This window comes from Lysobacter sp. H21R4 (assembly GCF_015277535.1).
GTDB lineage: Bacteria > Pseudomonadota > Gammaproteobacteria > Xanthomonadales > Xanthomonadaceae > Novilysobacter > Novilysobacter ciconiae.
Genome location: NZ_CP063772.1, coordinates 1,267,806 through 1,278,948 on the forward strand (window position 1 = coordinate 1,267,806; position 11,143 = coordinate 1,278,948).

The window sequence follows — 11,143 nt, forward strand, 5'->3', positions numbered from 1 at the left end:
GACGCGATTGCGCCGTCCGATCACGAAGAGGGTGTCGGCGATGTCAGCCCTTGGTGCCACTGCCAGCGGTCTTGGTGGCCGCCTTGCGCGCCGTGTTGCCGCGCGAACGGAAAGCTGTCGCGTTGACACGGGGCCGGATCGGCGTGTTGCCGAGGACCTCGACGCGGCCACCTTGCTTGCGAAACGCAGCGAGGTCGGCGGCGATGCTCTCGCTGGTGATGCCATTGTTGGCGTTCTTGGCGCTACCGGTGGAACGGCGGCGCAGCGGCGCGCTTGCCGCGCGGCTGGGAGTGCGGGTGGTGGTGCTGGCGGGCTTGGTCGACGTGCTTGACATTGCTTCTCCTGGAAGTGGGCCGTCCGACGCGGGACGGCACAGCCGGCAGATAGCGGCGCGCCACCGCGGGCTGCGGTGATGCCGATGCCGTGAACCCCGTCCCCGGATCAACGTTGCTCAAGTTGATCAAGCCATGCAGTGGCAGGCTTTAGGGCGGTGAGCCCCGTATAATAGCACAAGTTCGCCTAACGTGCAGGTAACGTCTTCGATCGGGTGCCGAGCCCTGCCTCTCGCGCCTGCTCGGACTACAGGCAAAAGCGCCCCGCACCAACCTGGGTTGGATGCGGGGCGCCTGGCGCGTGCCTGGGTCGAGGCTTACCAGCTGAAGCCGGCACCTGCGGACACGCTGCTCTCACCGCCGGCAATGGCGCCGCCCAGCGACACGCTCGCGCGAGCGCCGATGGCGCGGCGATAGCCGATAGCCAAAGCCTGCTGGCCACCCTGGGACCCGATGCCCACGCCGATGTTGTTGGCGCCGCCCAGTCCTGCCGTGTTGGCCGCGAGCCCGGCGTAGGCGGCGCTGGTGGCGCCCATGCGATCGATACGGCGGTCCAGCGTGTGGAAGCGATCGTCCATTTCCATGCGGAACTCATCCAGCCCGTAGTTGAAGCGGGCCACCTGCTGATCCGTGTACGCGTTCGCAGACCGCAGCGTGGCGGCATCGCCGGTGTCTGCGTAGGTGTTGGCCGTCTGCAGTGTCTGCGTAGCGGTGCTGGTCGTGTAGGCCCGGGCGTCGGTCAGGGTGCGGGCGTCGCCGGCATTGGAGTAGGCGTTCGCACTGGCAAGGGTCTGCGTGTCGCCAGCATCCGAGTAGGCGTTTGCGTCGGCAAGCGTCTGTGCATCCCCCGCATCTGCAATCGCCTGGACGTGCCCGGGCGTGATGCTGCCCGCGGCGATGATCTGCGAATCGGTATAGGCGTTCGCATCCAAGAGCGTTTGCGTGGAACTGGCGTCGGTGTAGGCATTCGCGTCAGTCAGCGTCTGCGCGTCGCCGGCATCGGCGATCGCCTGCACCTGTGCCGGGGTGATGCTCCCAGCGGCAATGATCTGCGCATCGGTGTACGCGTTCGCATCCGACAGGGTCAACGCATCGCCTGCGTCCGCGACGGCCTGGACCTGGGCCATGGTGATCCCGCCCACGCCGCCTAACGCCGCCTGCATCTGGCGCAGGTTGACGGCATCGGTATCGGCGGTCGCGTCGGCGACGTTGACGATCTGGCGCTCGCTGCCGAGGCTGCCGACGGACACCGTGTTCACCCGGTCGGCGACGGAGTTCGAACCCAGCGCGACGCTGTCAGCGACGCTCGCGCGCGCCGAGCTGCCGATCGCACTGCTGCCAGCGGCGCTGGCCTGGGCGCCGGAGCCAAATGCGGAACTTTGCAGAGCGCTGGCGATGGAAGCCGGGCCGATTGCGGCGCTGAGGCCGCCGCTTGCGATGGCTTGCGGGCCGAACGCTGCACTGGCATTGCCGGTGGCCAGGGTTCCCGTGCCAATCGCGCTGCTGTGGTCACCCTTCGCCTGCGCGCCGCTGCCGAACGCGTTGGCGTTGGCGCCGCTTGCAAGTGTAATTTCGTTGGCGTCGGGGATGCCATCACCGTTGTCATCAAGCCAGGTGCCTATTGCGATGCTGTCCGGACCGCTTGCAAGGCTCAGAACGCCGAGTGCGGCTGACTGGTCGCCTTCAGCGCGGTTCGCGATGCCAAACGCGACGCTGTGTTGCCCGATTGTCTGGTTATGAACCCCGATCGCGCTGCTGTCTGCACCCACTGCCGTGTTGCGATAGCCGATCGCAGCGCTATTGTCACCGGCCGCGTCGTTGAAATATCCCAACGCATTGGCACTGCTGCCGATTGCAGTATTGGAGTTCCCCACTGCAACGCTGACGTTGCCAGTTGCGGTGTTGTAGTAGCCAAGTGCGCTGCTCCCCCGGCCGTCAGCGTCGTTGCCAACCCCGATTGCGCTACTGCGCACCGCACTGGAGCTGTTGCTACTGCCCACAGCGCTGCTGCTCTCGCCAGTCGCGCTATTTCCATACCCATAAGCGCTGCTGGACTCACCCCGTGCACTGTTCGTGTGGCCCGCGGCACTGCTGAAGTCGCCCAGAGCCTCGGACGCAACTCCGAAGGCACTGGATTGAAAACCATCGGCGCGGGTAGTTTCGCCGGGATCCACTGCGCCATTGCCATTGATGTCCCCCCAGACGCCGACGGCGACGCTGCTATCTCCGCTCGCGTCGCTGTTGAAGCCCATGGCCGAAGATCGGTAGCCAGACGCGCGGTTAAAGTAGCCGAAGGTGCTACTGCCTGCGCCCGAAGTGATATTGAATGCGCCAACAGCGGTGCTGTACGCGGCTGTAGCTTGGTTTTGATTGCCTACTGCCGTGCTGAAATTTTCGGTAGCTCGGTTGTTCGAACCAATTGCGTTGCCGCCGTTGGAGTAATTTTTCTTGCCAAACGCCACGGAATCGGGAGAGCAGGTGGAGTTGTCGTGGCCGCTGTTTTCAGCGCCCTGATCTGTGCTTTGCCCTGGGTTTTGCGACCCGTCGGGATTAAGGCACACAGGGTCAGCTGCCCAGACGGAAAACGGCGCGCTCAGCAACACTGCCAAGGCCAGGGCGATCGGAGTGCGGGTAGCAGCAATAGGGCGTGCGGACGCGAAGCGGCGACGTGAGTTATGAATCATGTTGGTCTTCCCGGTAGGTAGTTGGTTGACTGAAAGCACATGCAAAACCGGAAGGAAGCATTCCTTCACTGCCCCAATGCACGCCGCTGCACGGGGTATCCGGACATTCCGGAGAAACAACCGGAGCGTGCAGATCGGATATGCGCTTCAGGGTCGGCTAGAGGACTCCCAGGCTCAACCGACGGCATTTACCAAGGTCGCCCCGGTGTCCGCATCCAGCTTCAGGGTGGCCAGCTCGTCGGCGCGGGTGACCCCGCGGGTCAGGATTGCCAACGGCAATGCGCGTTCGTGGGCCATGCGCGCAAAACGGAACCCGGAATAGACCATCAGTGATGATCCGACCACGAGCACCGCGTCGGACTGCTCGAGGGCTTCCACGGCGCGCGCAAGCCGCTGCCGGGGGACGTTCTCGCCGAAAAATACGACGTCAGGCTTGAGCATGCCGCCGCAATGGGGGCAGGCAGACGGCTCGAATCCGCTCAGGTCCACGCCTTCCAGATCTGCGTCCCCGTCCGGTGCAGTGGCCGCCGTGTGGCGGCTCCAGTGCGGGTAACGGGCTTTCAGGTCCTGTTGGACCAGCGCCCGGTCCATTCGTCGATCGCACTGCAGGCAGGCGACCACGCCGAGCCGGCCGTGCAGGTCGACCACGGTGCGGTGACCGGCGCGGGCGTGCAGCCCGTCCACGTTCTGGGTGACCAGGGAGGAGAGGACGCCGCGCGATTCCAAGGTCGCCAGCGCCGTATGCGCACCGTTGGGCTGCGCCCGCGCAACCGCAGGCCAACCGACAAAGCTGCGCGCCCAATACCGCGCGCGCATGGCCGGATCGCCAACGAACTGCTGATAGGTGATCGGAGAGCGGCCCTTCCACTGGCCATCGGCTCCGCGATAGTCGGGGATACCCGAATTGGTGCTGACGCCGGCGCCGGTGAGCACGAAGACCGAGCGGTAATTTTCCAGCCAGGAAGAAAGATCCGCCGCGGCGTCGGTGCGTGGAACACTCATGCCGGCATCGTGATGCGGGTGGGTCACTTGATCGGCGCGCCAACTACCAAGTCATCGAGCTCGTAGCCACGTGCCGTCGCATCCGCTTTCAGCCGATTGAACAGCGCCGCGTCCATCGACGGTTCGCGCGACAGGATCCACAGGTACTTCCGGCTGGGACCGCCGACCACCGCCCAGCGGTACTCCGGATCGACATCCAGGACCCAGTAGTCGGCCCAGATACCGGGGACCCAGCCCAGCCACGCGGGCGCGAATCGCACTTTGAGCGCGCCTGGGCTGCCGTCGACGGTCCTTGCCTCACCGACCGATTCGGTCCGGGAATCGTCCCTGGTTCGGCACGCGTTGCGGACCTCGATCCGGTCGTTCTCCTTCAGCGTGTAGGTGGCGGTGGTGTCGGCCACGCATTTGCGCTGGAAAAACATTGGCAGGTGGGCGATCTCGTGCCACTGGCCGAGGTATCGATCCAGCTCCAACGCCGTGACCGGGACGTTCTCCAATGGTGCGCCTGTTCCGGCGGAGGTCGATGTCTGGGTCTTGCCGGCGCCCGGAGCCAGAACCATGGCAGCAGCGATGGCGTAGGCGATTGCGCGCATGAGGGTTGCCCGATGAGGAAAGGTGCGGTCCAAGGTGTCATCGACCACCACCAGAGGGCGTGAACGACCAAGCGGAGCCGAGCCCGGAAGTCCCGGCCCCGGCCATACAGGGCAGGCCAACTATACTGTCGGGTGTTCATCGACCCGTCCCGCGCGCCACGCGGACGTCGATACGCCATCCGCCAACGAGGACCCCAACGCCGACCATGAACACAGCCAACCGCAAGCCCCTGCCGGGCACCGATCTGGACTACTTCGATGCGCGCGCCGCCGTGGATGCGCTGCGCCCCGGTGCCTACGCCCGGCTGCCGTACTGCTCGCGCGTGTTCGCGGAAAACCTGGTGCGGCGCTGTGATCCGAAGACCCTGGACGCGTCGTTGCTGCAGCTGATCGAGCGACGCAGTGATCTGGATTTCCCGTGGTTTCCCTCGCGCGTGGTCTGCCACGACATCCTCGGCCAGACCGCGCTAGTGGACCTGGCCGGCCTGCGCGATGCGATCGCAGAGCAGGGCGGTGATCCCGCGCAGGTCAATCCGGTGGTGCCGACGCAGCTGATCGTCGATCACTCGCTGGCGGTGGAGCACGCCGGGTTCGACCGCGACGCGTTTGCCAAGAACCGCGCGATCGAGGACCGCCGCAACTTTGACCGGTTCCACTTCATCAACTGGACCAAGAAGGCGTTCAAGAACATCGATGTGATCCCGCCGGGCAACGGGATCATGCATCAGATCAACCTGGAGCGGATGTCGCCGGTGATCCAGGCCGTCGATGGCGTGGCCTCGCCGGATACGCTGGTCGGCACCGACAGCCACACCCCGCACGTGAACGCGCTGGGCGTGATCGCGATCGGCGTCGGCGGTCTGGAAGCCGAGAGCGTGATGCTGGGCCGGCCGTCGTGGATGCGCCTGCCGGACATCATCGGCGTCGAGCTGACCGGCAAGCCGCAGCCGGGCATCACCGCCACCGATATCGTGCTGGCGCTGACCGAGTTCCTGCGCAACGAGCGCGTGGTCGGCGCCTATCTGGAGTTCTTCGGCGACGGCGCGACGGCGTTGACGCTGGGCGACCGCGCGACGATCTCCAACATGACCCCGGAGTTCGGGGCGACCGCGGCGATGTTCAACATCGACCAGCAGACCATCGACTACCTGAAGCTGACCGGCCGCGCCGACGAGCAGGTCAAGCTGGTGGAAACCTACGCGCGCCACACGGGCCTGTGGGCGGATGATCTGGTGACCGCCGAGTACGAGCGGAAGCTGACTTTCGACCTGTCCGTGGTGGTGCGGACCATGGCCGGCCCGTCCAACCCGCACAAGCGCCTGCCCACGTCGGATCTGGCCGCGCGCGGCATCGCGGTGGACCTGGACAAGGCCCAGGCGCAGGAAGCCGACGGCCTGCTGCCCGATGGCGCGGTCATCATCGCCGCCATCACCAGCTGCACCAACACCTCAAACCCGCGCAACGTCATCGCCGCCGGCCTCATAGCGCGCAACGCGAACCGCCGCGGGCTGACCCGCAAACCGTGGGTGAAATCCTCGCTGGCCCCGGGTTCCAAGGCGGTACAGCTGTATCTGGAGGACTCCAAACTTCTGCCGGAGCTGGAGCAGCTCGGGTTCGGCATCGTCGGCTTCGCATGCACCACCTGCAACGGCATGAGCGGCGCGCTTGACCCGGTGATCCAGAAGGAACTGATCGAGCGCGACCTGTACTCGGTCGCCGTGCTGTCGGGCAACCGCAACTTCGACGGCCGCATCCACCCCTATGCCAAGCAGGCGTTCCTGGCCTCGCCGCCGCTGGTGGTCGCCTACGCCATTGCCGGCACCATTCGTTTCGACATCGAGAAGGATGTGCTGGGTATCGACAAGGACGGCGTGGCGGTCACCCTCAAGGATCTGTGGCCCGACGATGCCGAGATCGATGCGATCGTCGCTGCCAGCGTCAAGCCCGAGCAGTTCCGCCAGGTCTACGACCCGATGTTCGCGCGCAGCGGCCTAGCCGGGCTGCAGGTCGACCCGCTGTACGACTGGCGCCCGATGAGCACCTACATCCGTCGTCCGCCGTACTGGGAAGGCGCGCTGGCCGGCGAGCGCAGCATGACCGGAATGCGGCCGCTGGCGGTGCTGGGCGACAACATCACCACCGACCACCTGTCCCCATCCAACGCGATCATGGCCAGCAGCGCGGCCGGCGAGTACCTGACCAAGATGGGCGTGCCCGAGGAGGACTACAACTCGTACGCCACCCACCGCGGCGACCACCTGACCGCGCAGCGCGCGACGTTCGCCAACCCCAAGCTGTTCAACGAGATGGTGCGCAACGAGGACGGCTCGGTGCGCCAGGGCTCGCTGGCCCGGCTCGAGCCGGAAGGCAAGGTGATGCGCATGTGGGACGTCATCGAGACCTATATGGAGCGCAAGCAGCCGCTGATCATCATCGCCGGTGCCGACTACGGCCAGGGCAGCTCGCGCGACTGGGCGGCCAAGGGCGTGCGGCTGGCCGGCGTGGAAGTGATCGTCGCCGAAGGCTTCGAGCGCATCCACCGCACCAACCTGGTCGGCATGGGCGTGCTGCCGCTGCAGTTCCAGCCCGGCACCGACCGCAACACGCTGGGGATCGATGGCACCGAGACGTTTGACGTCATGGGTGCGCCGGCGCCCGGCGCGGAGTTGGTGCTGGTCATTCATCGCGCCAACGGCGGCCGGATCGAAGTGCCGGTGATGTGCCGTCTGGACAGCGATGACGAGTTGCTGATCTACGAGGCGGGCGGGGTGCTGCAGCGGTTTGCCCAGGACTTCCTGGCGTCGTCCGGCGGCAGCGCTGGCAAGAGCGCGGAAGCGGTAAGCACCGCAAACGCCTGACCCCGGTCCGGTCATCCTCCTTCCTCGCCAGTAGCCGGAATCGTCCATGAGCCACGAATCCCAGATCCGCATTCCTGCCACCTACATGCGTGGCGGCACTTCCAAAGGTGTGTTCTTCCGGCTTGACGACCTGCCGGAGGTCGCACGTGTGCCCGGCGCAGCCCGCGACGCGTTGCTTTTGCGGGTGATCGGCAGTCCCGATCCCTACGGCAAGCAGACCGACGGTATGGGCGGGGCGACCTCTAGCACCAGCAAGACGGTGATCGTCAGCGCCAGCACGCGTCCGGATCACGATGTCGATTACCTCTTTGGCCAGGTCGCGATCGACAAGCCGTTTGTCGACTGGAGCGGCAACTGCGGCAACCTCACCGCCGCGGTCGGATCGTTCGCGATCAGCAACGGACTCGTGGATGCGGCCCGGGTGCCGGCGGACGGCATCTGCACGGTGCGCATCTGGCAGGCCAACATCCGCAAAACCATCATCGCCCACGTGCCGATGACGGCGGGCGAGGTGCAGGAGACCGGCGACTTCGAGCTGGACGGGGTGACCTTCCCGGCGGCGGAGGTCGCGGTGGAGTTCCTCGATCCGGCCGATGACGGCGAAGAGGGCGGGGCGATGTTCCCCACCGGCAACGTCGTCGATGAGCTGGAGGTTCCCGGCGTCGGCACGTTCCCGGCCACACTGATCAACGCCGGTATCCCGACCATCTTCATCAACGCCGACTCGATCGGCTACACCGGCACCGAGCTGCAGGACGCGGTCAATGGCGACCCGAAGGCATTGGCCATGTTCGAGACCATCCGTGCTTACGGCGCGGTGCGGATGGGCCTCATCGCGCGCATCGACGAGGCTGCAGGCCGGCAGCACACGCCCAAGGTCGCGATCGTCGCACCACCGGCCGCCTATACCGCGTCCAGCGGCAAAGGCATCGCCGCCGACGCCATCGACCTCAACGTGCGCGCGATGTCGATGGGCAAGCTGCACCACGCGATGATGGGCACGGCGGCGGTCGCCATTGGCACCGCGGCAGCGGTTCCGGGCACCCTGGTGAACCTCGCGGCGGGCGGCGGCGATCGGACGGCGGTGACCTTCGGCCATCCGTCGGGAACGCTCCGGGTCGGCGCCGAAGCGGTGCAGGTGGACGGCAAGTGGCAGGTCACCAAGGCCATCATGAGCCGCAGCGCGCGCGTGTTGATGGAAGGCCGGGTGAGGGTACCCGCAGACGCGTTCTGAGCGAGCTCCTGCCCAGCGGGCACTCCTCCAGGCTCACTGGACGGCTCGGCCCCCAGCCTTTGGCACTGACGTTTGCGGGCCTCGTCGGTTAGAACGGGGCATGGCTTTTTGCGTCATCTGAATTCATTTACGGAGATCTCCTTGAAAAAGACCCTGCTTTTTGCGGCGACCGCTGTCGCCCTGACCCTGGGCGCGCCGCTGGCCGCCAACGCCACCGACCGCTGCCTTGACGCCAACTGCGACCTGCGCGCGCTGTATGCCGCGCCCGCCAACGCCGGTGGCAGCGCCGACACGGCGGCCGTCTCGGCGAGTCGTTTTGGTACCTGGGGCATCGACACCGACGGCATGAACACCGATCTGCGTCCGGGCGATGACTTCTTCGGCTACGTCAGTGGCAAGTGGGCCGAAGAGACCGAAATCCCGGCCGACAAGTCGATGTACGGCTCGTTCCTGGGCCTGCGCGACCTGTCCGAGAAGCGTGTGCACCAGTTGCTGGAGAGCTACCCCCAAGCCGATCCGGCCACCGGCGGCGACGCGGCCAAGCTGGCCGCGCTGTATCAGGGTTACCTGGACGAGAAGACCGTCGAGGCGCTCGACGACAAGCCGCTGCAGCCGTATCTGGACGCGGTCCGCAACGCCAGGGACAAGGATGCGATTGCGCGCCTGATGGGCGAGAGCAGCGCCAGCCTGGGCCGCAGCTTCTTCGGCAGCTACGTCTCCGATGACCAGCGCAACCCCGACGTCTACACCCTGTACTTCAGCCAGTCCGGCCTCGGCCTGGGTGACAGGGAAATGTACTTGGGCGAGAAGTTCGCGCCGCAGCGCGAGCGCTATGTCCAATACATCGCACAGCTGCTGGAGCTGGGCGGCTGGGCCGATCCCAAGGCGAATGCCGACGCGATCATGAAGATGGAGACCGAGATCGCCAAGGCCCACTGGACGCGCGCGGAAAGCCGTGACCGCGACAAGACCTACAACCCGGTCGAACTGGACAAGCTCGACACCGTCGCCGCCGGCTTCCCCTGGCAGACCTACCTGACGGCCGCCGGCCTGGACTACGCGACCGACGGCGTGATCCGCCAGGACACCGCGCTGCCGAAGATCGCGAAGATCTTTGCCGACAGCGATCTGGACACGCTGAAGGCCTGGCAGGCGTTCCACACCATCGACAACGCCGCACCGATGCTGTCGAGCCGGTTTGCCGACGCCGAGTTCGAGTTCCGCAGCAAGTTCCTGTCCGGCCAGCCCGAGCAGGCGGCGCGCTGGAAGCGGGCGGTGAGCTACACGTCCTCGGCGATGGGCGAGGCGATCGGGCGCGACTACGTCAAGCTGTATTTCCCCGCCGACGCCAAGGCCAAGATGGACGCGCTGGTCGCCAACGTGAAGGCCGCCATGGGTGCGCGTCTGGACCAGCTCGACTGGATGAGCCCGGCCACCAAGGCCGAAGCGCACTCCAAGCTCAAGGGCTTCGGGCTGAAGATAGGCCACCCCGACGAATGGCGCGACTACAGCGACCTCAAGGTTGCCAAGGGTGATGTTCTGGGTAATGCCGTGCGCGCCGCGCAGTTCGAGTGGGACTACCGACGCGTGCGCATCGGCAAGCCGGTCGACAAGGCGGAGTGGGGCATGACCCCGCACACCGTCAACGCCTACTACAACTCGGTCAAGAACGAGATCGTGTTCCCGGCCGCGATCCTGCAGCCACCGTTCTTTGATCCGGACGCCGATCCGGCGGTGAACTACGGCGGCATCGGTGGTGTCATCGGCCACGAGATCATCCACGGCTTCGACGACCAGGGACGCAAGTCCGACGGCAGCGGCCTGCTCCGCGACTGGTGGACGTCGGAGGATGCGGCGAAGTTCGAGGCCCAGGCGGCCAAGCTCGGCGCGCAGTACGAGTCCTACGAGTTCCCGCAATTGCCCGGCATGCACATCAACAGCAAGGTCGCGATGGGCGAGAACATCGGTGACCTGGGTGGCCTGACCATCGCGCTGGAAGCCTACCGGCGCTCGCTGGATGGGAAGGAAGCACCGGTGATCGATGGCTTTACCGGCGAGCAGCGCTTCTTCATGGGCTGGGCGCAGGTCTGGCGGACGCTGTGGCGCGACGATGCGCTGCGCCAGCAGCTGGTCAACGGCACGCACTCGCCGGGCCACATCCGCGCGTTCGCGCCGCTGCGCAACATCGATGCCTGGTACGACGCGTTTGACGTCAAGCAGGGCGATGCGCTGTGGATCGCGCCCGAGGATCGCGTCCGCATCTGGTGATCCTGGCATTGCGATGCGTTGGTTACTGACGCATCGCTTGCATAAACCCGGGCTGCCACGTCGGTCCGGGTTTTTTCTTGTGCGATTCGCGTGCCGACCGCCTCATCTGCGGGGTATTGGGTGAGCGGGGCGCCGGGGGTGAATGCCCTTGCCTGCGAATGTCCCCCGGCAC

Annotated in this window: 7 protein-coding genes; 3 read left to right on the forward strand and 4 right to left on the reverse strand. The window is 66.1% G+C overall.

Translation table 11 applies throughout. The features are described from left to right. Positions 1 to 43: 43 nt before the first annotated feature. The 4 genes from INQ40_RS05855 to INQ40_RS05870 form a co-directional block, all read right to left on the reverse strand. Complete coding sequence (locus tag INQ40_RS05855) at positions 44 to 334, reverse strand: hypothetical protein (RefSeq protein ID WP_228482144.1); 291 nt, start codon at positions 332 to 334, stop codon at positions 44 to 46. Positions 335 to 649: 315 nt separating this feature from the next. Continuing rightward, the gene (locus INQ40_RS05860; RefSeq protein ID WP_194342215.1) at positions 650 to 3,085 is read right to left on the reverse strand and encodes a YadA-like family protein; all 2,436 of its coding nucleotides are present in this window, start codon (positions 3,083 to 3,085) and stop codon (positions 650 to 652) included. A 105-nt stretch (positions 3,086 to 3,190) separates the two neighbouring features. After that, positions 3,191 to 4,018, reverse strand: coding sequence for an NAD-dependent protein deacetylase (locus INQ40_RS05865; protein ID WP_194342216.1), 828 nt, complete (start codon positions 4,016 to 4,018; stop codon positions 3,191 to 3,193). 23 nt (positions 4,019 to 4,041) lie between these two features. Then, positions 4,042 to 4,611, reverse strand: coding sequence for a lipocalin family protein (locus tag INQ40_RS05870; protein WP_194342217.1), 570 nt, complete (start codon positions 4,609 to 4,611; stop codon positions 4,042 to 4,044). 206 nt (positions 4,612 to 4,817) lie between these two features. On the opposite strand from INQ40_RS05870, the gene acnD reads away from it, so the two are divergent. The 3 genes from acnD (at position 4,818) to INQ40_RS05885 (ending at position 10,971) form a co-directional block, all read left to right on the forward strand. Next, a complete protein-coding gene (gene acnD / locus INQ40_RS05875) occupies positions 4,818 to 7,469 on the forward strand; it encodes a Fe/S-dependent 2-methylisocitrate dehydratase AcnD (RefSeq protein WP_194342218.1) in 2,652 nt (883 codons plus the stop codon). A gap of 46 nt (positions 7,470 to 7,515) precedes the next feature. Continuing rightward, positions 7,516 to 8,703, forward strand: a complete 1,188-nt coding sequence (prpF, locus tag INQ40_RS05880) for a 2-methylaconitate cis-trans isomerase PrpF (RefSeq protein ID WP_194342219.1) — start codon at positions 7,516 to 7,518, stop codon at positions 8,701 to 8,703. A gap of 141 nt (positions 8,704 to 8,844) precedes the next feature. Then, complete coding sequence (locus tag INQ40_RS05885; RefSeq protein WP_194342220.1) at positions 8,845 to 10,971, forward strand: M13-type metalloendopeptidase; 2,127 nt, start codon at positions 8,845 to 8,847, stop codon at positions 10,969 to 10,971. The last annotated feature ends 172 nt before the right edge of the window (positions 10,972 to 11,143 follow it).

Excerpts from the sequence above, each read along its gene's own strand:
- acnD (WP_194342218.1), top strand. The coding sequence starts at position 4,818 with ATGAACACAGCCAACCGCAAGCCCCTGCCGGGCACCGATCTGGACTAC.
- INQ40_RS05865 (WP_194342216.1), bottom strand. The coding sequence starts at position 4,018 with ATGAGTGTTCCACGCACCGACGCCGCGGCGGATCTTTCTTCCTGGCTG.
- prpF (WP_194342219.1), top strand. The coding sequence starts at position 7,516 with ATGAGCCACGAATCCCAGATCCGCATTCCTGCCACCTACATGCGTGGC.
- INQ40_RS05870 (WP_194342217.1), bottom strand. The coding sequence starts at position 4,611 with ATGCGCGCAATCGCCTACGCCATCGCTGCTGCCATGGTTCTGGCTCCG.
- INQ40_RS05855 (WP_228482144.1), bottom strand. The coding sequence starts at position 334 with ATGTCAAGCACGTCGACCAAGCCCGCCAGCACCACCACCCGCACTCCC.